Annotated in this window: 16 protein-coding genes; 7 read left to right on the top strand and 9 right to left on the bottom strand. The window is 69.9% G+C overall.

Going from position 1 to position 23,508, the window contains the following annotated elements; translation table 11 throughout:
• Position 1: 1 nt before the first annotated feature.
• The 6 genes from OG870_RS36225 to OG870_RS36200 all read right to left on the bottom strand — a co-directional run bounded on the left by OG870_RS36225 (position 2) and on the right by OG870_RS36200 (position 7,495).
• Positions 2-685 (bottom strand): response regulator, encoded by a 684-nt coding sequence (locus OG870_RS36225; RefSeq protein WP_327691892.1) that lies wholly within the window; start codon positions 683-685, stop codon positions 2-4.
• Positions 686-821: 136 nt separating this feature from the next.
• Entirely contained in the window at positions 822-1,490 is a 669-nt protein-coding gene (locus OG870_RS36220) for a potassium-transporting ATPase subunit C (protein WP_327691891.1), read from the bottom strand.
• 5 nt (positions 1,491-1,495) lie between these two features.
• On the bottom strand, positions 1,496-3,631 hold the full coding sequence (kdpB, locus tag OG870_RS36215) for a potassium-transporting ATPase subunit KdpB (protein WP_327691890.1): 2,136 nt from the start codon (positions 3,629-3,631) through the stop codon (positions 1,496-1,498).
• Entirely contained in the window at positions 3,628-5,292 is a 1,665-nt protein-coding gene (kdpA, locus tag OG870_RS36210; protein WP_327691889.1) for a potassium-transporting ATPase subunit KdpA, read from the bottom strand. Before kdpA ends, kdpB (OG870_RS36215) begins: the two co-directional genes overlap by 4 nt.
• 8 nt (positions 5,293-5,300) lie before the next feature.
• The gene (gene kdpF / locus OG870_RS36205; RefSeq protein WP_016434100.1) at positions 5,301-5,390 is read right to left on the bottom strand and encodes a K(+)-transporting ATPase subunit F; all 90 of its coding nucleotides are present in this window, start codon (positions 5,388-5,390) and stop codon (positions 5,301-5,303) included.
• 263 nt (positions 5,391-5,653) lie between these two features.
• The gene (locus tag OG870_RS36200; RefSeq protein ID WP_327691888.1) at positions 5,654-7,495 is read right to left on the bottom strand and encodes an APC family permease; all 1,842 of its coding nucleotides are present in this window, start codon (positions 7,493-7,495) and stop codon (positions 5,654-5,656) included.
• 285 nt (positions 7,496-7,780) lie between these two features.
• Here OG870_RS36200 and OG870_RS36195 point away from each other — a divergent pair, with 285 nt between their 5' ends.
• Positions 7,781-8,338, top strand: coding sequence for a hypothetical protein (locus OG870_RS36195; RefSeq protein WP_327691887.1), 558 nt, complete (start codon positions 7,781-7,783; stop codon positions 8,336-8,338).
• A 25-nt stretch (positions 8,339-8,363) separates the two neighbouring features.
• Here OG870_RS36195 and OG870_RS36190 read toward each other — a convergent pair whose 3' ends face one another.
• Positions 8,364-9,176, bottom strand: coding sequence for a DUF4118 domain-containing protein (locus tag OG870_RS36190; RefSeq protein ID WP_327691886.1), 813 nt, complete (start codon positions 9,174-9,176; stop codon positions 8,364-8,366).
• Positions 9,176-11,683 carry a sensor histidine kinase gene (locus OG870_RS36185; RefSeq protein WP_327691885.1) on the bottom strand — a complete coding sequence of 836 codons (2,508 nt, stop codon included), beginning with the start codon at positions 11,681-11,683 and terminating at the stop codon, positions 9,176-9,178. Before OG870_RS36185 ends, OG870_RS36190 begins: the two co-directional genes overlap by 1 nt.
• A gap of 236 nt (positions 11,684-11,919) precedes the next feature.
• Between OG870_RS36185 and OG870_RS36180 the strand changes: the two genes are divergently transcribed.
• A complete protein-coding gene (locus OG870_RS36180) occupies positions 11,920-13,494 on the top strand; it encodes a Na+/H+ antiporter (RefSeq protein WP_327691884.1) in 1,575 nt (524 codons plus the stop codon).
• A gap of 131 nt (positions 13,495-13,625) precedes the next feature.
• Here OG870_RS36180 and OG870_RS36175 read toward each other — a convergent pair whose 3' ends face one another.
• Positions 13,626-15,038: a hypothetical protein gene (locus OG870_RS36175; RefSeq protein ID WP_327691883.1), complete on the bottom strand. Its 1,413-nt coding sequence runs from the start codon at positions 15,036-15,038 to the stop codon at positions 13,626-13,628.
• Positions 15,039-15,677: 639 nt separating this feature from the next.
• Here OG870_RS36175 and kdpB (OG870_RS36170) point away from each other — a divergent pair.
• The 5 genes from kdpB (OG870_RS36170) (at position 15,678) to OG870_RS36150 (ending at position 23,481) form a co-directional block, all read left to right on the top strand.
• The gene (gene kdpB / locus OG870_RS36170; RefSeq protein ID WP_327691882.1) at positions 15,678-17,831 is read left to right on the top strand and encodes a potassium-transporting ATPase subunit KdpB; all 2,154 of its coding nucleotides are present in this window, start codon (positions 15,678-15,680) and stop codon (positions 17,829-17,831) included.
• Between the two features lie 338 nt (positions 17,832-18,169).
• Positions 18,170-18,982, top strand: coding sequence for an SDR family NAD(P)-dependent oxidoreductase (locus tag OG870_RS36165; protein ID WP_327691881.1), 813 nt, complete (start codon positions 18,170-18,172; stop codon positions 18,980-18,982).
• Positions 18,983-19,365: 383 nt separating this feature from the next.
• Positions 19,366-20,706: an aminotransferase class I/II-fold pyridoxal phosphate-dependent enzyme gene (locus OG870_RS36160; RefSeq protein WP_327691880.1), complete on the top strand. Its 1,341-nt coding sequence runs from the start codon at positions 19,366-19,368 to the stop codon at positions 20,704-20,706.
• Positions 20,707-20,906: 200 nt separating this feature from the next.
• Positions 20,907-22,859, top strand: coding sequence for an APC family permease (locus OG870_RS36155; RefSeq protein WP_327691879.1), 1,953 nt, complete (start codon positions 20,907-20,909; stop codon positions 22,857-22,859).
• A 103-nt stretch (positions 22,860-22,962) separates the two neighbouring features.
• Entirely contained in the window at positions 22,963-23,481 is a 519-nt protein-coding gene (locus tag OG870_RS36150; RefSeq protein ID WP_327691878.1) for a hypothetical protein, read from the top strand.
• The last annotated feature ends 27 nt before the right edge of the window (positions 23,482-23,508 follow it).

Here is a 23,508-nt window from a genome sequence, read left to right as displayed (position 1 = left end):
GTCATCCTTCGAAGCGGTAGCCCATGCCGGGCTCGGTGATCAGATAGCGGGGATGGGCGGGGTCCGTCTCCAGTTTGCGACGGAGCTGGGCCATGTAGACCCGCAGGTAGTTGGTCTTGTTGCTCTGGGAGACACCCCACACCTCCTGGAGCAGGTGTTTCTGCGTGATGAGCCGGCCGGGGTTGGTGATCAGGATTTCCAGCAGGTGCCATTCGGTCGGCGTCAGCCTTACGTCCCGCCCGCTCCGTACGACTCTCTTGGCGAGCAGGTCGACGGTGAACTCGTCGGTCTCCACCACCGTCGCCTCGGGCACGAGCGGCGTGTCCTCCCTGCGGCGGACGGCGGCCCGCAGACGGGCCAGAAGCTCGTCCATGCTGAAGGGCTTGGTGATGTAGTCGTCGGCTCCGGCGTCGAGTGCGGCGACCTTCTCGTCGGACGCCTGCCGGGCGGACAGCACCAGGATCGGTACCCGGGTCCAGCCGCGCAGGGCCTTGATGACGTCGACGCCGTCCATGTCGGGCAGTCCGAGGTCGAGCATCACCACGTCGGGCCGGCGCGCGGCCGCCAGCCGGAGGGCCGTGGCGCCGTCGGGCGCCGCGTCGACTCCGTAATGGCGTGCCTGCATGTTGATCACGAGGGCCCGTACCAGCTGCGGGTCGTCCTCCACCACCAACACCCTGGTCATGGGTGTACGCCTTTCGTGTCGTACGGGCAGTCATGACATCCGGGAACAGCACAACCGGCCTCATGGCGACGGGAGCCGGCGGAGCCGGGACGTCTCCCCGGCCGCCGACTCCCGCGCGGATCGTCGCGTAACGCCATCAGCTCTTGGCCGCAAGGTCCTTGAGCGCGATGTTGAGTTCGAGGACGTTCACGCGGGGCTCGCCCATGAAGCCGAGCGTGCGGCCCTCGGTGTGGTCCTTGACCAGCTTGTCCACCTCGGCGACGGACAGCCCGTTCCTTGCGGCGATCCGATGGACCTGGATCTCCGCGTAGTCCGGGGAGATGTCCGGGTCGAGGCCGGAGCCGGAGGAGGTGACCGCGTCGGCGGGCACCGCGGACGCCTCGACGGTGTAGCCGGGCACCGAGTTGTCCTTGACGACGGCGGCCTTGGCGTCATTCACCTGCTTGATCAGGTCCTTGTTGTCGGCAGAGAGATTTGTGGCACCGGACAGCAGCAGCTTGTACTGGGTGTTGACGCTGTTGCTGCCGAGGCCATTGGCCGGGCGGCCCTGGAACCACTTCAGGTCGGGCGCCGGGGTCTCCTGGCCCTTCTTCAGCGGCAGGTTGTACGACTGCCCGATCAGGGACGAGCCGACGACCTGGCCGTCCGCCTTGATCTCGGAGCCGTTCGCCGTGTTGTTGAATAGTCCCTGGGCGATGCCGGTGACGACCAGCGGGTAGATGACGCCCGTCACCAGGGTCAGCACGAGGAGGGCGCGCAGGCCCGCCCCGAGCAACCGGGCTGTGTTCGTAACGGAGTTGTTCATGGCGATCAGCCGATCCCGGGGATGAGGGAGATGAGCAGGTCGATGATCTTGATGCCGACGAAGGGCGCGATCAGCCCGCCCAGGCCGTAGATCGTCAGGTTGCGCCGCAGCATCCTGTCCGCGCTGACCGGCTTGTACTGCACGCCCTTCAGGGACAGTGGCACCAGCGCGATGATGATCAGCGCGTTGAAGATGACGGCGGACAGGATCGCGGAGTCCGGTGAGGACAGGCCCATGATGTTGAGCTTGTCCAGGCCCGGGTAGACGGCCGCGAACAGCGCCGGGATGATCGCGAAGTACTTCGCGACGTCGTTGGCGATGGAGAACGTGGTCAACGCGCCCCGGGTGATGAGGAGTTGCTTGCCGATCTCGACGATCTCGATGAGTTTGGTCGGGTTGGAGTCGAGGTCGACCATGTTGCCGGCTTCCTTCGCGGCCGACGTACCGGTGTTCATCGCCACACCGACGTCCGCCTGCGCGAGCGCGGGCGCGTCGTTGGTGCCGTCGCCGGTCATCGCGACGAGCTTGCCGCCCGCCTGCTCCCGCTTGATGAGCGCCATCTTGTCCTCGGGGGTGGCCTCCGCGAGGAAGTCGTCGACACCCGCCTCCTCGGCGATCGCCTTGGCCGTCAGCGGGTTGTCACCCGTGATCATGACGGTCTTGATGCCCATGCGGCGCAGCTCGTCGAACCGCTCCCGCATGCCTTCCTTGACGACGTCCTTGAGGTGGATGACTCCCAGGATCCGGGCTCCCCGGTCGTCCTCGACGGCGACGAGCAGCGGCGTTCCGCCCGCTTCGGAGATGCGGTTGGACAGCGTGTCCGCGTCCTCGGCGACCGCGCCGCCCTGCTCCTGGACCCAGGTGATGACCGAACCGGCCGCGCCCTTGCGGATCTTCCGGCCGTCGACGTCGACGCCGGACATCCGGGTCTGGGCGGTGAAGGCGATCCACTCGGCACCGGCCAACTCGCCCTGGTGGCGCTCGCGCAGTCCGTACTTCTCCTTCGCGAGTACGACGATGGAGCGGCCCTCGGGCGTCTCGTCGGCCAGCGAGGAGAGCTGGGCGGCATCCGCCAGCTCGGCCTCGGTGGTACCGGATACCGGCACGAACTCCGAAGCCTGGCGGTTGCCGAGGGTGATGGTGCCGGTCTTGTCGAGCAGCAGGGTGGAGACGTCACCGGCGGCCTCGACCGCGCGTCCCGACATCGCCAGGACGTTGCGCTGGACCAGCCGGTCCATGCCCGCGATACCGATCGCGGACAGCAGCGCACCGATCGTCGTCGGGATCAGACAGACCAGCAGCGCCACCAGCACGACCATCGTCAGATGGGTGCCCGCGTAGTCCGCGAACGGCGGCAGCGTGGCGACGGCCAGCAGGAAGACGATCGTCAGCGACGCCAGCAGGATGTTGAGCGCGATCTCGTTCGGCGTCTTCTGCCGGGCCGCGCCCTCGACCAGAGCGATCATCCGGTCGATGAAGGTCTCGCCCGGCTTCGTCGTGATCTTGATGACGATGCGGTCGGACAGCACCTTCGTACCGCCGGTGACCGCCGAACGGTCGCCGCCGGACTCACGGATGACCGGGGCCGACTCACCGGTGATCGCCGACTCGTCGACCGAGGCGACGCCCTCGACGACGTCGCCGTCACCGGGGATGATGTCGCCCGCCTCGCAGACCACCAGGTCGCCGATCGTGAGCTCGGTGCCGGGCACCTGCTCCTCGGTTTTGCCGTCCTTGCCGAGACGGCGCGCGACCGTGTCCGTCTTGGCCTTGCGGAGGGTGTCCGCCTGGGCCTTGCCGCGGCCCTCGGCGACGGCCTCCGCCAGGTTGGCGAAGATGACCGTGAGCCACAGCCAGGCGCTGATCGCCCACCCGAACCAGTCGCTGGGGTCCTTGAACGAGAAGACGGTCGTCAGCACCGAGCCGACGAGGACCACGAACATCACGGGTGACTTGATCATCACGCGCGGGTCGAGCTTGCGGAGGGCGTCCGGCAGCGACTTGATCAGCTGCTTGGGGTCGAAGAGACCCGCGCCGACCTTTCCTTCGTCCTTGTGGCCGGTCGGCACATCGCTGTGCGGCGCCCGGGTCGGGGTGGCTGTGGACATCGAGTCCTCTTGGTTCTCTGTACGAGTGGTCATGACGCCAGCCCTTCGGCCAGCGGGCCCAGCGCCAGGGCCGGGAAGTAGGTCAGACCGGTGATGATCAGGATCGCGCCTACCAGCAGACCGGTGAACAGCGGCTTCTCGGTGCGCAGGGTGCCCGCGGTCTCCGGGACCGGCTTCTGCTCGGCAAGCGAGCCGGCCAGCGCCAGCACGAAGATCATCGGCAGGAATCGGCCGAACAGCATCGCCAGGCCCGTCATCGTGTTGTACCAGTCGGTGTTCGCGTTCAGGCCCGCGAAGGCCGAGCCGTTGTTGTTCGAGGCTGACGTGAAGGCGTACAGGACTTCGGAGAAGCCGTGCGCGCCGGAGTTCAGCATCGAGTGCGGCGGCGTCGGCAGGGCCATGGAGGCCGCGGTGAAGATCAGGACCAGCGCCGGGGTGATCAGGATGTAGCAGGCCGCCAGCTTGATCTCACGCGAGCCGATCTTCTTGCCCAGGTACTCGGGCGTACGGCCGACCATCAGGCCCGCGATGAACACCGCGATGACCGCCATGATCAGCATGCCGTAGAGACCGGAACCGGTACCACCGGGCGCGATCTCACCCAGCATCATGCCGAGCATGGTGATGCCGCCGCCGAGACCCGTGAACGAGGAGTGGAAGGAGTCCACCGCACCGGTCGACGTGAGCGTGGTCGACACCGCGAAGATCGACGAGGCGCCGACGCCGAAACGGGTCTCCTTGCCCTCCATCGCACCGCCCGCGGCCTGCAGCGCCGGGCCGTGGTGCGCAAACTCGGTCCACATCATCAGGACTGTGAAGCCGAGCCAGATCGTGGCCATGGTGGCGAGGATCGCGTAGCCCTGCTTGACCGAGCCGACCATGATGCCGAAGGTGCGGGTCAGCGAGAACGGGATGACCAGCAGCAGGAAGATCTCGAAGAGGTTCGTGAACGGGCCGGGGTTCTCGAACGGGTGGGCACTGTTGGCGTTGAAGATGCCGCCGCCGTTGGTGCCGAACTCCTTGATGGCCTCCTGGGAGGCGACGGCGCCGCCGTTCCACTGCTGCGACCCGCCCATGAACTGACCGACCTCGTGGATGCCGGAGAAGTTCTGGATGGCACCGCAGGCCACGAGCACGATCGCCGCGATGAAGGCACCCGGCAGCAGGATGCGCATGACACCACGCACCAGGTCGGACCAGAAGTTGCCCAGCTCACCGGTGCGCGAGCGCGCGAAGCCCCGTACGAGAGCCACCGCGACGGCGATGCCCACGGCTGCGGAGACGAAGTTCTGGACGGCCAGACCGGCGGTCTGCACGACGTGGCCCATGGCCTGCTCGCCGTAGTACGACTGCCAGTTGGTGTTGGTCACGAAGGACGAGGCGGTGTTGAACGCCTGCGCCGGCTCGATGGCGGAGAAGCCGAGCGACATCGGCAGAACGCCCTGGACCCGCTGCAGCAGGTAGAGGAAGAGGACACCGATCGCGGAAAAGGCGAGGACACCGCGCAGGTACGCGGGCCAGCGCATCTCGGCGTCCGGGTTGGCGCCGATGCCCTTATAGATCCACTTCTCGACACGCCAGTGCTTGTCGGAGGAATAGACCTTGGCCATGTAGTTGCCAAGGGGGACGTAGGCGAGAGCCAGCGCGCCTATCAGGGCGAGCAGCTGGAGGAAGCCGGCAAGTACGGGACCCATGTCGTGGCTCAGAACCTCTCCGGGAAGATCAGGGCGAGGACGAGATAGCCCAGCAGGGCGACGGCCACGACGAGGCCGACGATGTTCTCAGCGGTCACAGCTTCGTCACCCCCTTGGCGACGAGGGCCACCAGCGCGAAGACCGCGATCGTGGCGACGACGAAGGCCAGATCGGCCATCGCGAGCTCCTAGAGGAGGTTCTGGAATCCGCAAGCGGATCGGACGAATAGAGGAAACCCCGTCTCTGGCCGGAATCGAGCGTCGTTGACGGGTCCCTTACGGCGTGCCGTACACCTTTGACGTAACTCTTACGGCACCTGCGCCGACCTGTGGCAAGGTGCCGCCGTCGGGCGCAGGCGGCGTCAGAACAACCGGAAGCGCAGCCTGCAGATCACTGCGTCGGTTTCCCGCCGTACCGCGTGCGCGACGACGGCGCCCCGCTGGTTCTGCAGCAGCCGCTGCCACAGCCGCTCCGGCTCCGTCTCCGGAATGAGAACGGTGACCCGGGTGGCCGGCTCCGACACCGACACCTCGCGGACGTAGGCGGCGATGGGACGGCCCAGGGAGCGGCGCTCGCAGGTCAGCCGGACCAGCGGCACCCCGGGGTCCCACTCGGCCCAGGCGCGCTCCAGAGCGTGCAGTGAGACCCGGTCCTCGGGGTCGGGGTAGCAGACGGTGACCGCACGGACTTCGTCGCCGAGGGAGGCAGCCGCGGTGAGGGCCTCCGAGGTGAGGCGGGAGATGGACGACACCGGCACGATCACGACCGAGCGGTCGCGGTGCGGGTGCTCGGGGATACGGCCCAGGCCCAGCCGCTCGCCGATCCGGGCGTAGGCGCGGTGCACGGTCTCGAAGACCGCGACCAGCAGAGGCAGCGCGATCACGATCAGCCAGGCGCCCTCCTCGAACTTCGACGCCGTGACGACGACCGTCGCGACGCCGGTGAGGACGGCACCGAACCCGTTGAGCAGCGCCTTGCCGCGCCACCCGGGCGAGCGTTCGAACCGCCAGTGCCGGACCATGCCCACCTGGGCAATGGTGAAGCCGACGAAGACGCCGATCGCGAACAGCGGCACCAGGGTGTTGGTGTCACCGCCGGAGAACACCAGCAATGCCGCGGAGACCACGGCGAGAGCGAGGACGCCGTGCCGGTGCACCTGGCGGTCAGCCTTCAGGGCGAACACGTGAGGTGCGTAGTTGTCACGGGCCAGCAGCTTCAGCAGCACCGGCAGCCCGCCGAAGGACGTGTTCGCGGACAGCGCCAGCAGGATCATCGTCGCGAACTGGATGACGTAGAAGGCCCAGTTGTGGCCGAGCGAGGCGTCTGCGAGCTGGGCGAGGACGGTGACGCCCTCGACCGGCTGGAGGTGGAAGCGGGAGATCAGCACCGACAGGCCGATCAGCATCACGCCGAGCACCGCACCGAGGGCGACCTCCGCGCGCTGGGCCCGCTTCACGCGCGGGCGGCGGAAGGAGGGGACGGCGTTGGCAATGGCCTCCACCCCGGTCAGTGCGGCGCAGCCGGAGGCGAAAGCTTTCAGCAATAGCAGTGCGCCCACGGTGGAGGCGTTGTCCGCGAGCGCCGACGCGTGTCCCGCCGCGGTGGCGGTGCTCACCGGCTCGGACCGGAACAGGCCCACCAGGATGAGCACGAAGATCGAGCCGACGAAGACGACCGTCGGCACGATGAACGCCCTTGCCGACTCCACGATGCCGCGCAGGTTGATGCCCGTGATCAGGGCGAGCACTGCCAGGCACAGCCACAGCCGGTCGTCGTAGAGGGCCGGGAAGGCCGAGGTCAGGGCGGCCACACCTGCGGTGACGGCGACGGCCACGTTGAGGACGTAGTCCAGGACCAGAGAGGCTGCCGCGACCAGGCTCGTGCGGGCTCCCAGGTGCGTCTTCGCGACGGCGTACGAGCCACCGCCGTCCGGGAAGGCCGCGATCACCTGCCGGTACGAGGCGACCAGCACCGCCAGCAGGCCCGCGATGGCCAGGGTCACCGGGAGCGTGAAGCCGAGGCCGTGCCCGCCCGCGGCGGCCAGCACCAGCACGATCGCCTCGGGCCCGTACGCCACCGACGCCATCGCGTCCAGCGACAGCGCGGCAAGGCCGGTGACGGCGGTCAGGCGATGACGTTCGCCGGTATCCGGCGGCTCCTCACCGGCGGGGACGGCGTCCGGCTCGGTCGTCAGGACGGACATGGGTGCGCGCTCCTTCTTCCAGGGCCGCGCACAAGGGCTGAAGAGTGCGCAGTGCACTCCAGGTTCTGTCCGATTCCCGTCGCTTCCGACTACTCCTTGCGGCATCTTCGCGCCGAAGAGCCCGAACTTGACGGGCCCTTGACGGCCATGTGATCCAGGCAACTGCCGTCCCGTCGCACGGGACCACCGTGTACCGCAAGTCATAGCGTCAAGAACCGCTGGATATCCGTCAGAGGCGCATCAAAGTGCGCCGATCGGGTTCTCCGGATCTCTACCGTCACTGGTATGGGACGCCGCGACGACGCGCGACACGAACCGGTCGACGCACACGGAGACAAACCCGGTGAGGCAACGAACGACCTCCAGTGGGCGCAGGAGTTGTGGAGTTCCGTCCGCTGCGCGGGAGTACTGCTCGTCGTGCTTCTCCTGGTCGACTGGGGCTCCGGCCGGCTCGCCCCCTGGCGTGCCGCCTTGTGGCTGGCCCTGGCAGGGCTGCTGTTCGTCGCGTTGTATCCCGCCCGAGTGTCCGCCGGCGAGGGTTGGCTGTCCTCGCGTCGGATGCTGCGGGAGCACCGGGTCCGTACGGACCTGTTGGTGTCCGTCCGCCACCTGGACGGCATCTCCCAACGGCTCCTGCTGCGGGACGCGTTCGGCAGACGCATCGAGATCGACCCGGACGTCCTCGTGACCAATCCTCAGCTGTGGTACCGCCTGGACGAGGACGCACGGAAGTCCGCGGCGGGCGGCACCCTGCTGTGCGGTGCCACCGCCCTGCGCCACATCTCGCAGCGCGTCGACCGCGAGACCGCCCGCGCCGTTTTCAAGGTCTCCGGCCTGGAGTGACAGGCGCCCGTACAGACGCCCGCGGTCACCCCTCCTTCACCGGCCCCGCAGTGTCCAGGGCCGCGCCCGTCTGATCGGCCAGGGTCACCGCGACGAGGCGACTTTGGAGCGGCGGTACGGGGCCGCTACCGGGGGTGAGCATGAAGCGGCCGAGGTAGTGACCGTTGCCGTATGCCCGGAGCTCGATGTCTCCCTCGGGCCAGCCGACGGCGTCCACGTCCCAGGGGCGCCGACCGACCGTCACGCTGCCGTCCTTCTGCAGCCTGGGCGGTTGCCCCATGAGGGTGCCGTACTCGAAGCGGCACGCGCGCAGTCCGAGCAGGTCGGTCAGCTCCCGGCGGACGTGATCGACCACGGTGTCCGCAGAGTTGGCGGACTGGGCGAGGGCGGCCGTGCGGTGGATCCGGGACAGGTGATCCCCGTCGGTCACCGCGATGACCTCCAAACGGCGGGCTCGGGCGGCCAGTTGGGACACGATGACGCCGACGAGCAACAGGAGCACCGCCGTTTCGACGTCCGCGGACGCGGTGATGTCGAACGTCTCGTAGGGCCGGGTGAGGAAGAAGTCGAACCAGGCCGCCGCGGAGAGCGCCGCGAGCGCACCCGCCGTACGGCTGCCCAGCGCGGCGACCGCGACGACTACCACGACGAGGATGAGGGCGGCGTTGGTGTGGGACAGATCCGAGCGGAACGGAACGAGCGCGAGGGCCACCAGGAACGGGACTGCCAGGCCCGCCGTCAGGGCGAGCCGGTCCCGCAGTGGCCAGGTACCCGCCGACGTGACGCGCGGTCCCTCCGTGCGGTGCAACAGCCGCCATGTGCCGGTCTCGGTGCTCATCAGGCACCTCCTACGCTCTGCGCACCACGCGGGTGCGGGTACTCCGTGGATTCCGTCTGTTCGGCGAAGGGCAGCGACACGACCATGGTCAGGCCGCCGCCGGGGGTGTCCTCGGGGGTGAGGGTCCCGTTCATCGCCTCGGTCAGGCCGCGGGCGAGGGCCAGGCCGAGGCCGAGTCCGGTGGTGTTGTCGGTGTCGCCGAGCCGCTGGAACGGCTCGAAGAGCCGGTCGCGGCCGTCGGCGGGCAGACCGGGCCCCCGGTCCACGACCCGCAGCTCCACCCGGCCTGCCAGGGCACTGGCGGTCACCAGCACCTTCTGTCCAACAGCCGTGTGGCGAGCGGCGTTTCCGGCCAGGTTGGCGATCACGCGCTCCAGCAGCGGTGGATCGGCCTGCACTGCCGGAATCTCCTCCGCGTCCGTCACCTCGATGCCGGGAGTGTCCGCGAGCGCCATGGGGAGCACCTCCTCAAGCGTGGTCGCGCGCAGATTCAGAGTGAGCGCGCCCGCTTCCAGGCGGCTGAGGTCGAGGAGGTTCTCGACCAGACGGTTGAGCTTGGCCATGGACTCGTCGGCGGTGGCGAGGAGTTCGTCCCGGTCCGCGGCGGAGAACTCCACGTCCCGGCTGCGGAGCGAGGCGACCGCGGCCCAGCCGGCGGCGAGCGGGGTCCGTAGGTCATGGCCGACGGCCCGCAGCAGGGCCGTACGCATCCGGTCGGCGGCCTTCACCGGTTCCACCTCGGCGGCGGCCTCGGCGAGCCTGGCCCGCTCCACCGCGGACCCCACGTGCGCGGCGAACGCGGCCAGCACCCGCCGCTCGGACGACGACAGAGTGCGGCCGCCCAGGACGAGATACGCGCCGGGACCGGCCGGCACGGCCGTTGCGCCGTCGGCATCGGGCGGCTGCTCCACCAGCTCCACCGACTCCATACCGAAGGTCTCCCGCGTGCGCTCCAGCAGCGCCGGAATGGTCGCGCCGCCGCGCACGATGCTTCCGGCCAGCGACGACATGGTCTCGGCCTCGGCGGTGGCCCGGGCCGAGCGCCGCCAAAGGCGCAGGGAGCGGTCGACGACGGCTGCGACAGTGGCCGCCACCACCGCGAACACCCCCAGGGCCAGCAACGCGTTGGGATCGTCCAACGTGAACTGCCCGATGGGCGGGATGAACCAGTAGTTGAGCAGCAGCGACGCCGTCACCGACGCGATCACGGCCGAGGCGACCCCGCCTATGCAGGCCACCCCCACCACGGCGAGCAGGAACAGCAGCGCCTCACTGGTCAGGTTCACCGTCCCCCGCACCTGCGCCAGGACGGCAGTGAGCATCACCGGCAGCACCAGTCCGGCCACCGGACCTGCGATCAGCCGGGCTGTCGACAGGGTGCGCCGCCGGGATGGCAGCAGGGTCCCGCGGCCGGCCCGCTCGTGCGTGACCCGGTGGACGTCGATATCGCCGGAGAGGGCGGTCACCGTCTCGCCCGTGCCCGACCCGGTGAGGAACCGTTCCAGGCGGCCGCGGCGGCTGGTGCCGAGGACGAGCTGGGTGGCGTTCTCGGCGCGGGCGAAGTCCACCAGCGCGGTGGCCACGTCGTCGCCGACGATCGAGTGGTAGCTGCCGCCGAGGTCCTCCACCAGCCGCCGCTGCCGGGCCAGTGAGGCGTGCGAGACTCCGGCCGCGAGGCCGTCGCTGCGGGCCACGTGCACGGCGAGCAGATCGCCCCCGGCCGACCGGGCGGCGATACGGGCGGCACGCCGGATCAGCGTGTCCCCCTCCGGGCCACCCGTCAGTGCCACGACAACTCGCTCACGGGTCTCCCACACCCCGCCGATGCCGTGCTGGGAGCGGTACTCCTGGAGCGCCTCGTCGACCCGGTCGGCCACCCACAGGAGCGCCAGCTGGCGCAGCGCGGTCAGGTTGCCGGTCCGGAAGTAGTTGGCGAGCGCCGCATCGATCTTCTCCGGGGCGTAGACGTTGCCGTGGGCCATGCGGCGGCGCAGTCCCTCGGGCGGCATGTCCACCAGCTCGACCTGGTGGGCGCGTCGTACGACCTCGTCGGGGACCGTCTCGTGCTGCGGCACCCCGGTGATCTTCTCGACGACGTCATTGAGGGAGGCCAGGTGCTGGATGTTCAGCGCGGTGATGACGTCGATGCCGGCGTCGAGCAGTGCCTCGATGTCCTGCCATCGCTTGAGGTTGCGGCCGTCTCCGGGGACGTTGCTGTGGGCGAACTCGTCGACGATCGCGACCTGTGGGCGGCGCGCGAGGACCGCGCCCAGGTCCATCTCCTGGAATTGTCCGCCGCGGTAGGAGCAGCGGGCACGGCCGACGACCTCCAGGCCGTCGAGCATCGCCTCCGTGCGGGGTCGGCCGTGGCACTCGGCGAATCCCACCACCACGTCCGCCCCGCGGGCGGCGCGGCGCCGCCCCTCGTCGAGCATGCGGTAGGTCTTGCCGACACCGGGGGCTGCCCCGAGGTAGACCTTCAGTCGTCCGGGCCGTACGTCACTCATCGCCGCCGACGCGCTCCGCTCACTGATCCAACTCCCCTGTGCAGAAGGGTTCCTCCCCTACGAAAGCCCTTCCGCGGACCGGCCGGGGCTGCCGTTAGCGCTTTCTTGGCACTGGTCACAGGGACCTTGACACTGTCTTGACGCACCTGGGGCCCGATAGAGTGAAGGCGGTGTGCCGGGAAGTCTGGTCGGCCGGGAGTCGCGGTGGCTCCCGTCATAGGCCCCAGGGGGACGGCATGCGCAGCGTAGGGACGGTACTCGCCCTCGTGGTCCTGGCCACAGTGGTGGCCACCTTCGCGCGGCGGTGGCGCATTCCCGCCCCTTCCCTCCTCGTGGTAGCCGGTCTCGGCGTGGCGCTGCTCCCGGGCACCCCTCAGATCGAGATCAGCCCCGAGATCATCGGCCTGGTCGTGCTCCCGCCACTGCTGTACGCCTCCGCCGAGGAGATGCCCTGGCGTGAGCTGCACGCGGTGTGGAAACCGGTCGGGATCCTCGCCATCGGCCTGGTCCTGGCGTCGGCGGCGGCGGTCGGCGCGGTGGCGGCGCTGGTGACACCGCTGTCCTGGCAGATGGCGTTCGTGCTGGGCGCGATCCTGGCCAGCACGGACCCCGTCGCCGTCACCGCACTGGGCAGACGCCTCGCCCTGCCGCCGAAGGTCCAGGTCCTCGTACAGGCCGAGAGCCTCTTCAACGACGCGACCTCCCTGGTGCTGGTGCGGGTGGCGGCGAGCATCGCCGTGGCGTCCGCGGCCGCCGACTGGGGCGCGGCGGGCGGCGAGTTCCTGCTGCTCGCCGGTGGCGGCACAGTGATCGGCGCAGCGGTCGCGGGCGTGATCGCCCTGATCCGGCGCCGCACCGAGGACCCGGTCCTGGAGACGGTGATCGCCCTGGTCACCCCGTACGCGGCCTACCTGCTGGCGGAGGCGGCGCACACCTCCGGCGTGACCTCGTGCGTGGTGGCCGGCGTGGTCCTGGGCGGCCGGGGCGACCGCCTCACCAACGCACGCATCCGGCTCCAACTGCACGCCGTGTACGGCACGGTGGTGTTCCTGCTGGAGAGCGTGGTCTTCAGCCTCATCGGGCTGGCCCTGCCGGCCCAGGTACGGGCACTGGCCGATGGCGACCGGGCCTGGCCGCTGTACGCCGTCGCCGTCGCCGTCACGCTCGTCGCCGTGCGCATGCTGTGGCTGGCCCCGCTGTCGGCGGTGGTGCAGCGCAAGGGCGGTATCACCCGCATGAACTGGCGGATCCCCGTGGTCCTGACCTGGGCGGGCACCCGAGGGGTGATGCCGCTGGCGGCCGCCCTGTCCATCCCCGAGGTCGCGCGGAACGGCACCGCCCTCGCGGACCGGCCGCTCGTCCTCGTCCTGACCACCTCGGTGGTGGTCGTGACCCTCGTCGTGCAGGGCTTCACGCTCGCCCCGGTCGTCCGCCGCTCCGGCATCGCCCTGGAGCCCGCCCACACCGCGCGCGAGGAGGCCGAGGCCCGCTCTCAACTCGCACACGCCGGCCTGGCCCGCCTGGAGGAACTCGCCGAGTTGGAGGTCGTACCGGACGTCGTCCTCGACCGGCTCCGCCGTGGCCTGACCGCCCGCCTCGACGACGCCCGAGACCGCCTCGCGGAGCAGGACAGCGACGGAACCGCGACCGAGTCCGCCGACCTCGTCTACCGCCAGTTGCGCCGCGACCTGATCGCCGTCGAGACGGGCGAACTCCAGCGCCTCTACGACGACCACGCCATCAGCGACACCACCCGGCGTCGGCTGCAGCGCTCACTGGACTTGGAGGAGGCCCGGCTCGCGGACGCGTGACCGTTCCGCTGGGGGTGCCGTGAGGGGGTCATCGGTCGTCTGCGGCGACGTCGTGGCTGGTCGCGCAGTTCCCCGCGCCCCTAAAGGGGCGCTGCCCTCCCCGTGTCCAGGGCAGGATCTGCCGGTCTGGCCTAACGGAACTCGGCCAGTCTTGGCCGTAGTCCGACGGCCGTAAGGGCCATCGCGGCAAGCAACAGCCCGCCCGTCCAGGGAAGCAGGCCGGTGACCGCCGAGCGGCCCGCGTCGACCGAGGCTGTGAAGTGGGCACGGTTGATGTCGGTCACCTTGCCCAACGCGGCCATCCACGCCCCGAAGTGCGCATTGGACGTCCCTGCCTCCCAGCCCATGCAGAACTCGACCGCCTGGTCCTCCTTGCCCGCAGCCAGCAGCGTGCGGATCTTCCGGTCGTCGCGCTGGTAGACGGCGTAGGTCTGCACGGTCTTCTCGGCCGCGGCCCGCTCCCCCGCGAAAGTGATGTTGTCGAGCTCGCGCCGGAACTCGCCGGTGAAGCGCAGGTCGTGGGGGTCGGACTCGTACGCCTGCCAGCTGGTGGCAAGTTCCGCGTCGTACGTCGCGAGGGATGCGCCCTTGATGCCGTACAGCTCCTGCGACTTGGCGAGGAAAGAGGCTGCGTACTGGTCACGGCGCCCGGGGTCGAGGAGATACCGGCTCTCGTCGGCGTTGGCGTCGTGGGCGATGGCCCGGGCGCGGGTGAGGGCGACGACGGAGTCGAAGGCGTCGCGCCGGGCTCCCCGCAGGTCGTCGGCCGTGGAGGTGAACAGCTGTGCGCCGAGGATCACGGCGAGCAGAGTGCAGACGGTGGCGGCCAGCACTCCTGGGTTGAGGATGCGCCGGAAGCTTCGGACGAGGTACCACTGCAGGGCGCCGAGCACGGCCAGCAGCAGCACGCCGAGCGCGACGACGGCGATGAGCTGGGCGGACAGAGTGGATCGGGCCGAGCTGTACTCCGCGTCGAACGCCTTGTCGTTGGAGGACACCAATGTCCGTGCCGCCGGGAGGAGTTGCTGCTGAAGAAGGTCCGTGGCCTTGCGGTAGTCGACGAGCGCGGCCGCCTTGCCGTCACGGTGTCCGTCGTTCTCCAGGGCCCGGCCGATCAGCTCCTGGTACTCGGCGAAGCCGTCGGTGAGCGACTCCACGGTCTTCTCGTCGCCCCGGTCGCCCTGAGCCGCGACCGCGAGAGTCCGCAGATCATGCCCGATCTCCCGCCGGGCGTCACCGTAGAAACCGACGGCCTTCTTGTACGGCGTCTGGAGGCGCCCTCTGCCCGCGTCGCCACTGGACAGCAGGATGTTGGCGGCCTGCGCGTCCATGTCGTTCAGGGCGAGGTTGAGGTCGGCCGCGCTGGTGGTTCGGGGCGCGTCGCGGTCGGCCACGCTGTTCCAGGTGCCCATGGCCGCGAGTCCGGCGAGCGTCAGCAGCAGTGCCAGGGCGGCGGCGAGCAGGACCGTGGCCGCGCGCAGGAGACGCAGCCGCGCGGGCACGGATGCCCAGTAGCGACAGCGCAGAGCGGCCCACGCGGCCACGGCCTGCTGCCTCTGGTGCTGCCCCGGACCGCCCGTCCGCGACGCCCCTCGTCGCCGCGGTCCGGGGCTGCCCCCAGGTGGGGTGACCGCAGGCTGCGACGGCTGCGCACCGGCCTCCGGCTGAGGTCTGTGCGATGTACCGGCCGTGATGGTCACGGTCCCTCCCCCGCCTCGCCGAGGACGGTCACCCCGCCCCCGTTGCCGCTCAGTCTGCGACCGGATCAAGCCATGGACGGCTTGCGTTGACGCCCTCCTGACGGCTGGCCGGCATTGTTTGACGGGACCTTGACGGCGCTCACGCCGGACCCGTATGAAAGCCGCAAATTCCTTGCTGAGCAGGGTTGTTCGACCGCTGGCCGCGGATAGATTCCTGTGGTCCGCCGACGAGGCCGTGGGCGTCAACGGCCTCAACCGCTCCCGGAGTCCCCAATCCGAAAGCGGCTCACGGCGGCCTGGTGCGTGCCACCGAACGGCAGGCACCGGCGCGTGACGTCCCGTCGTCTTCCCGCGCCGACGTCCGCGCACCTCCGTGCGGTGCCGGGACCCCCGGCACCGCACGGTCCCGCGATCTCTTGACCGTCCACCCGTCAGTCCGTCGGCATGCCCTGCCGCGTGCCGCCGCCGAGCCACGAAGGTCTCATGCATCCCGCTGCGCCCGAGCAAGCCCCGCCGTCCCGCCCCCAGCGCGCCTCGGGGCCCGGACCAGGAGGAGGAACGAGACGCCGCGCCCGGAGCGGGCTCTTCGAACCCGCCCAGCTTGTCCGCTCCTTCCCCGAGGCCCTCCGCAAACTGCACCCACGAACCCTGGTCAGGAACCCCGTCCTCTTCGTGGTGTCCGTGGGAGCCGCGCTGACCACCCTGTCCGCGCTGCTCCACCCAGCCGTCTTCACCTGGGTGATCAGCGCCTGGCTGTGGCTGACCGTCGTCTTCGCCAACCTCGCGGAGGCCGTCGCCGAAGGCCGCGGCAAGGCGCAGGCCGAGTCGCTGCGCAGGGCGCGTACGGACACGGTGGCGCTGCGACTGCTCGAATGGCGCTGGGGCACCAACCTGCGCAGCGCCCGCACCGAGGCAGTCGCCGCCACCGACCTGAAGCCCCTGGACGTCGTACTCGTCGAGGCGGGCGAGATGATCCCCGCGGACGGCGATGTCGTCGACGGCGTCGCCGCGGTCGACGAATCGGCCGTCACCGGGGAGTCCGCGCCGGTCATCCGCGAGGCGGGCGGCGACCGCAGCGGAGTCACGGGCGGTACGACGGTCCTGTCCGACCGCATCGTGGTGCGCGTCAGCGCCCGCCCCGGCCACAGCTTCCTGGACCGGATGATCGCCCTGGTCGAGGGCGCCAACCGGCAGAAGACCCCGAACGAGATCGCCCTGAACATCCTGCTCGCCTCGCTCACGATCATCTTCCTGCTGGTCGTGGTGACCCTCCAGCCGATGGCCGAGTACGCGAACGCGGCGCAGTCGACAACCGTCCTGGTCGTCCTGCTCGTCACCCTCATCCCGACCACGATCGGCGCCCTGCTCTCCGCGATCGGCATCGCCGGCATGGACCGGCTGGTGCAGCGCAACGTACTGGCCATGTCCGGCCGGGCGGTCGAGGCGGCGGGCGACGTGAACACCCTGCTGCTCGACAAGACCGGCACCATCACCCTCGGCAACCGCGAGGCCGCCGCCTTCGTCCCGCTGCCCGGCATCGACGAGCAGCAACTCGCGGACGCCGCCCAGCTCTCCTCACTGGCCGACGAGACACCCGAGGGCCGCTCAGTCGTCGTCCTGGCCAAGAACCGGTACGGCCTACGGGCCCCCGCCGAAGGGGAGTTGGCGAACGCACGCTGGGTCGCCTTCAGCGCGCAGACCCGCATGAGCGGCGTCGACCTGCACTGGAACAACGGAGCCAGGTGCGCCATCCGCAAGGGCGCCGCCCGGCAGGTGATCGACTGGGTGCAGATGTACGGCGGCCAAGTCCCGCCCGAAGCACGGCACTTCACCGACTCGGTGGCCGCCTCCGGCGGCACGCCCCTGCTGGTGGCCGTGCACGACTGGAACGGCCCCCGTGTGCTCGGCCTGATCCACCTCAAGGACGTCGTCAAGGACGGCATCCGCGAACGCTTCGCGGAACTGCGCCGCATGGGCATCCGCACCGTCATGATCACGGGCGACAACCCGCTCACCGCCCGCGCCATCGCCCAGGAGGCAGGCGTCGACGACTACCTTGCCGAGGCCACCCCCGAGGACAAACTCGCCCTCATCAAACGCGAGCAGGAAGGCGGCAAACTCGTCGCGATGACCGGCGACGGCACCAACGACGCGCCCGCGCTCGCGCAGGCAGACGTCGGCGTCGCCATGAACACCGGTACGTCGGCCGCCAAGGAGGCCGGCAACATGGTCGACCTCGACTCCAACCCGACCAAACTCATCGAGATCGTCGAGATCGGCAAGCAACTCCTCATCACCCGAGGCGCGTTGACCACCTTCTCCATCACGAACGACGTGGCGAAGTACTTCGCGATCATCCCGGCGATGTTCGCGGGCGCCTACCCCGGTCTGGAGGCGCTCAACGTCATGGGCCTGCACAGCCCGACCTCCGCGATCACCTCGGCAATCATCTTCAACGCCCTGATCATCGTCGGACTGATCCCGCTCGCGCTGCGCGGCGTGCGCTACACACCCTCGTCGGCACACGACCTGCTGCGCCGCAACCTGCTCCTGTACGGCCTCGGCGGGCTGGTGCTGCCCTTCGCCGGCATCAAGCTGATCGACCTGCTGATCTCGGGGGTGCCCGGCCTCGGCTGAGCCGCGACCGCTGCCGTGGCCCGGCCGTCAAGGACGCGTATGCGCACGTCAGAGGCCCGTCAGAGAACGGCGGTCGGGCTTGCCCGCGTCCTGCGGGACGGCTTCCATGGACGACGTGAACAGCGCCTGGCTCCTCTTCGACCGGCCGCCGAGTCCCGCTCGGCCGTCCAGTCCTGCGCCGCGCTGTGCGGAAATGCCCGCGTCCGTGTCCCACTGACGCGTTCCGCATCCCCCGGGGCGCCGTGACTCCTGTCCGGCGCCCCGCCCCGTTTTCGTACCCGCACGCCAACTTCCCCTCGCCGGGGCCTCGTTCGCGTGCCATCACTCCGGATTGGATCATGTCCGACTCCACTCTCTCGTCCCGTACCGTGCTCGTCACCGGCGCCACCTCCGGCATCGGCTACGAAACCGCCAGGCAGCTCGCCGAGCGCGGCGCCACAGTCCTGCTGCACGGCCGCACCGCCGAGGACGCCCTCGCCGCATCCGACGCGCTCGTCGCCACGGCAGGTGTCGCCGGGGACCAACTCTGCACGTACGCAGCCGACTTCGCCCGCCTCGACGAAGTCGAGACCCTCGCCCGCAAGGTGGCCACCGAGCACCTGCACCTCGACGTGCTGGTCAACAACGCCGCCATGGCCGCCCCTGAGCGGCACACGGTCACCGCCGACGGCAACGAGATCGCCTTCCAGGTCAACTTCCTCGCCCACTACCTGCTCACGTGCCTGCTGGAGCCGGCGCTCACCAGCGACCCGGGCGGCCGAGTGGTCAACGTGTCCTCCGCCCTGCACCGCACAGGGTCCATCCAGTGGTCCGACCCCAACCGCGCCCGCCGCTACTCGCGTCTCGCCGCCTACGCCCAGTCCCAGCTGGCCCTGACGGTGTTCGCGGCCGACCCGCGCGTCACGGCTGTGTCCGTGCACCCCGGCGTCTGCGACACAGCGCTGCTCTCCCTGTACTCCCACGAGGGCATGTCTTCCGCCGAGGGCGCGGCGAACGTGGTCCGCCTGTGCGACCCGGCCGTGGAGATCGTCAACGGCGCCTACTACGACCGCGACGCGCGCATCGAACCGGCCCCGGCCGCGACCGAGGACCGCACCGTCAAGCGCCTGAACAAGCTGGCGGACCTGCTGGTGGGCCGCAGCGCCGCCTGAAACACCCGTATCCGAAGGAGAGTTGACGTCCGTGTCCAAGCGTGCCCGCAAGAAGAAGGCGCGTCGCAAGAAGAAGGCCAACCACGGAAGCAAGGCCGGCCGGCGCTGACCGAACGCTGTCCGCCGAGGGGCGGGCGACGAGGAGCAGCGATGCCCTCGGTCGTCCGCCCCTTCCGTACTGATTCCGGGAGCCGTCGATGAACGTATCGAGGCTCCCCCGCGTCAGCCCGGCGTTAGAAAGCGCTGCCAGTCGATCAAGAAGTCGTCAGCACGGACCCGGTCACCAGGCTCGGCGCCGTAGCGTCGCCGCAGGCCCACCGACCCGGCGAGATCCGCCCGGGCGAGGGCCCGCACCTCCCTCTTCACAGGAGACGACGCAGAAAATGACGACCACAGTGCCCGCCACCCCCACACAGGCCGGGCCGGACGACGGCCGGCAGGCCGATGCCCGCGAGAAGGACATCATGCGGTTCCGCACGGTGTCCGGACCCGATCTCACCAACCGGAACGACGCCTACCTCGCCTGGCAGCTCGACCGCCAACAGGCGGACCTGTGGCCGTACTTCCGCCGCTACGACACCGCCCTGACCACCCGCGCCACCGTCGTCTCCGACGCCGGCGTGATCACCGAGGGACCCAACTTCGGCGGCCAGGACTACCTTTCGCTCACCGGCCACCCCACCGTCCTCGACGCCGCCCACCAGGCCCTGCGCGACTACGGTCCGCTCACCGCCGGCTCCCCGGCCCTGGGCGGCGCGACCCCGATCAGCCAGGCGCTGGAGACCGGGCTGGCCGAGGCCCTGCGCACCAACCACGTCGCCCTCTTCCCCACCGGCTGGGCATCCGGCTTCGGCACCATCCGGGCCCTGATGCACCGCCGCGACCACATCCTGCTCGACAAGCTCTCCCACGACTCCCTGCGCCAGGGCGCCGCCGCCAGCGGCGCGACCGTGGAGTTCTTCCGCCACCTCGACAACGACGCCGTACGGCGCCACCTCGCGGGCATCCGTGCCACCGACACCACGAATGCCGTCCTCGTCGTCACCGAGGGCGTGTTCTCCATGGACTCCGACACCCCGCAGCTGGCCGAACTACTCGGCATCTGCCGCGAATACGGCGCACAGCTGATGGTCGACGTCGCCCATGACTTCGGTGCCATGGGCGAGTTCGGCGGCGGCCAGCTGGAGGTGCACGGCATCCTCGGCGAGGTCGACTTCGTGGTCGGCGCCTTCTCCAAGACCTTCGCCACCACCGGCGGCTTCCTGGCCACTCCTTCGGCGTCCGCGCGGGAGTACGTGCGGATGTTCGGCGGCCCACAGACCTTCTCCAGCGCCATCACCCCCGTACAGACCGCGGTGGCCCTCGCGTCCCTGGGCATCGTGACCTCACCCGAGGGCTCCCGGCGCCGGGCGGCGGTCGCAGCCGTCGCCACCCGGCTGCGCGAGGGTCTGACAGCCCGCGGCCTGGAGGTCATGGGCGACGTGGTCTGCCCAGTCGTCCCGGTCCTCATCGGCGACACCCCCACCGGCCGCACGGCCTCCGGCCTCATCGCCCGCGCCGGCCTCATCGCCCACCTCGTCGAGCAACCTGCCGTCGCCTCCGACGCGGCCCGCTTCCGCATGCAGGCCATGGCGGACCACAGCGACGACGACGTCGACAGCGCGGTCGACATCCTCGACACCTGCATACGCGCGGCCCGGCGAGCCACCGCCGCCACCCGCTGAGCCCTGACGCCCATCCGGCGGCCGGACGGAACCGTCTTGAATGGCTCCGCCCGGCCGCCGCACCCGACCGCCCTTAACGGAGTCCTAACGCGCTTGGAGCACTCTCCCGTAGGACCAGGCGTCACTCTCTGCTTACGCTGGTGCCGCCGTCCGCGTGATGGCCGGTCCCCCACACTGAGCCGCGCACCAGGAGCACGCCGATGGTCACTGCCGAACGCCCACCGCCACGTCTGCGTGCGTGGATGCTGGAGGGCCTGTCCGACATGGGCAAGACCGGCGGCCACACGGGGCCCCATGCCGAGCCGGAGCCCCCGCACAAGGGTCAGCGCTGGTGGCGCGTGATGTGCCTGACCGGTGTGGACTACTTCTCCACTCTCGGCTACCAGCCCGGCATCGCGGCCCTCGCGGCAGGACTGCTCTCCCCGATCGCGACCATCGTGCTCGTCGTGGTCACGCTGGCCGGCGCCCTGCCGGTCTACCGTCGGGTGGCCGAGGAGAGCCCCCACGGCGAGGGCTCCATCGCGATGCTGGAGCGGCTGCTGTCCTTCTGGAAGGGCAAGCTGTTCGTCCTCACCCTGCTCGGGTTCGCGGCGACCGACTTCCTGATCACCATCACCCTGTCGGCCGCCGACGCCTCAACCCACCTGGTCGAGAACCCGCACCTGACCAGCACCCTGCACGACAAGCAGATGCTGATCACGCTCATCCTCGTCGCCCTCCTCGGGGCGGTGTTCCTCAAGGGCTTCCTGGAGGCCATCGGCGTCGCGGTCGTCCTCGTGGGCGTCTACCTCGCGCTGAATGTCGTGGTCGTCATCGTCGGCCTGTGGCACGTCGGCGCCGCGGGCCATGTGGTTACCGACTGGTCGAGCGCTTTGACAGCCGAGCACGGAAACGTGTTCGCGATGATCGGTGTGTCCCTGCTGGTCTTCCCCAAGCTGGCACTCGGCCTGTCCGGCTTCGAGACCGGCGTCGCCGTCATGCCCCATGTGAAGGGCGACAACAGCGACACGGAGGAGAGCCCCAAGGGGCGTATCCGCGACACCAAGAAACTGCTCACGTCCGCCGCGACCATCATGAGCGTCTTCCTGATCGCGACCAGCTTCATCACCACATGGCTGATCCCGGAGAAGGAGTTCGAGCCCGGCGGTAAGGCCAACGGCCGCGCCCTGGCCTATCTGGCGCACGAGTACCTGGGCGGCGCCTTCGGCACGGTCTACGACGTCTCGACCATCGCGATCCTGTGGTTCGCCGGCGCCTCCGCCATGGCCGGACTGCTCAACCTGATGCCGCGCTACCTGCCCCGCTACGGCATGGCCCCGCACTGGGCCCGCGCCGTGCGCCCGATGGTGATCGTCTTCACCCTGATCGGCTTCCTGGTCACCTGGCTCTTCAACGCCAACGTCGACGCCCAGGGCGGCGCCTACGCCACCGGCGTCCTGGTGCTGATGTCCTCGGCCGCGATCGCCGTGACCATCGCCGCCCGCCGCGCCCACCAGCGGGGCTGGACCATCGGCTTCGCCACCGTCTCGGCGGTCCTCCTGTACGTCACCGGGGCAAACGTCGTCGAGCGCCCCGACGGCGTGAAGATCGGCGCCTGCTTCATCGCCGGCATCATCCTGGTCTCCCTGCTCTCCCGGCTGGCCCGCGCCTTCGAGCTGCGCGTCACCAGCGTGACGCTCGACGACATGGCGGAACGATTCGTCCGGGACATTGCCAGCCGCAAGATCCGTTTCCTCGCCAACGAGCCCGACCGGCGCGACAAGGCCAAGTACCGGGACAAGATCGAACAGATCCGCAACGACAACGATCTCCCCGAGCAGGAGGACTTCGTCTTCGTCGAGGTGACGGTCACCGACCCCTCCGAGTTCGAGGCGGATCTCACCGTGCGCGGCGAGGTCCTGCACAACCGCTACCGGGTACTGACCCTGGAGTCCTCCTCCATCCCCAACGCCCTCGCCGCCCTCCTCCTCCACGTCCGCGACACGACGGGCTGCATCCCGCACATGTACTTCGAGTGGACCGAGGGCGGCCCCTTCGCCAACTTCCTGCGCTTCTTCCTCTTCGGTCAGGGCGAGGTCGCCCCGGTCACCCGCGAGGTCCTGCGCGAGGCGGAACCCGACCGAGCCCGCCGCCCGCGCGTCCACACCGGCTGAACGACCCGTCGCCGTAAGGATCCCGTCAAGATTCGCCGGTACGCCGTCAGGGGCCCGTCAGCGCCGGTCGCTCAGATGCGTACACGCACCTAGCGTCAGCGTCATGCGAAAGAGCGGACCGGCGGGGTCGGCCGGCGACCGCCACTGGCGTGGCAGCGCCCGGCTGGCGATGAGCTGCGCCCTGCTGTTCTGCACCATGAGCCTTCTGGTCGACTGGGACGCGGGAAGTCTGACGCCGCTCCGCGCCCTGCTCTGGGTCACCATGTCGGCCGCCGTATGCGTCGTCCTCCTGCCGCAGCGGGTGAGTGCGGGCCCCGGCTGGCTGACGGTGCGCACCCCCTGGCGCCGGCACATGGTCCACACGGACGCGCTGGCAGCCGTACGGCAGTACGACGGCATCTCCTCCCACCTGGTCCTACGGGACGTCCACGGCCACAGCCTGGAACTCGACCCCCGGACCCTCGCCGACAACCCCCTGCTCTGGCACGAACTCGACACGGGCGTCCGCCGCTCCCTGGAACGCGGAACGCTCCGCCACGGAGCGGACGTCCTCGACCGACTGGGCCGGCGCATCGACGACGAGACAGCACAGGCGGTCCTACGGGAATCGGGACTTTCCTGATATCGCGAGAACACCGTGGTCTCCACC

The organism is Streptomyces sp. NBC_00461 (assembly GCF_036013935.1).
GTDB lineage: Bacteria > Actinomycetota > Actinomycetes > Streptomycetales > Streptomycetaceae > Streptomyces.
Note: the sequence above shows the minus strand (reverse complement) of the source record. Positions and strands in the feature narration are given on the sequence as shown.

What these genes read in the sequence shown, in the direction of transcription:
- kdpB (WP_327691890.1), bottom strand. Translation starts at nt 3,631, where the DNA reads ATGACCACTCGTACAGAGAACCAAGAGGACTCGATGTCCACAGCCACC.
- OG870_RS36185 (WP_327691885.1), bottom strand. Translation starts at nt 11,683, where the DNA reads ATGAGTGACGTACGGCCCGGACGACTGAAGGTCTACCTCGGGGCAGCC.
- OG870_RS36225 (WP_327691892.1), bottom strand. Translation starts at nt 685, where the DNA reads ATGACCAGGGTGTTGGTGGTGGAGGACGACCCGCAGCTGGTACGGGCC.
- OG870_RS36190 (WP_327691886.1), bottom strand. Translation starts at nt 9,176, where the DNA reads ATGAGCACCGAGACCGGCACATGGCGGCTGTTGCACCGCACGGAGGGA.
- OG870_RS36160 (WP_327691880.1), top strand. Translation starts at nt 19,366, where the DNA reads ATGACGACCACAGTGCCCGCCACCCCCACACAGGCCGGGCCGGACGAC.
- OG870_RS36155 (WP_327691879.1), top strand. Translation starts at nt 20,907, where the DNA reads ATGGTCACTGCCGAACGCCCACCGCCACGTCTGCGTGCGTGGATGCTG.
- OG870_RS36220 (WP_327691891.1), bottom strand. Translation starts at nt 1,490, where the DNA reads ATGAACAACTCCGTTACGAACACAGCCCGGTTGCTCGGGGCGGGCCTG.
- OG870_RS36195 (WP_327691887.1), top strand. Translation starts at nt 7,781, where the DNA reads ATGGGACGCCGCGACGACGCGCGACACGAACCGGTCGACGCACACGGA.
- kdpA (WP_327691889.1), bottom strand. Translation starts at nt 5,292, where the DNA reads ATGGGTCCCGTACTTGCCGGCTTCCTCCAGCTGCTCGCCCTGATAGGC.
- OG870_RS36150 (WP_327691878.1), top strand. Translation starts at nt 22,963, where the DNA reads ATGCGAAAGAGCGGACCGGCGGGGTCGGCCGGCGACCGCCACTGGCGT.
- OG870_RS36180 (WP_327691884.1), top strand. Translation starts at nt 11,920, where the DNA reads ATGCGCAGCGTAGGGACGGTACTCGCCCTCGTGGTCCTGGCCACAGTG.
- kdpB (WP_327691882.1), top strand. Translation starts at nt 15,678, where the DNA reads ATGCATCCCGCTGCGCCCGAGCAAGCCCCGCCGTCCCGCCCCCAGCGC.
- OG870_RS36200 (WP_327691888.1), bottom strand. Translation starts at nt 7,495, where the DNA reads ATGTCCGTCCTGACGACCGAGCCGGACGCCGTCCCCGCCGGTGAGGAG.
- OG870_RS36165 (WP_327691881.1), top strand. Translation starts at nt 18,170, where the DNA reads ATGTCCGACTCCACTCTCTCGTCCCGTACCGTGCTCGTCACCGGCGCC.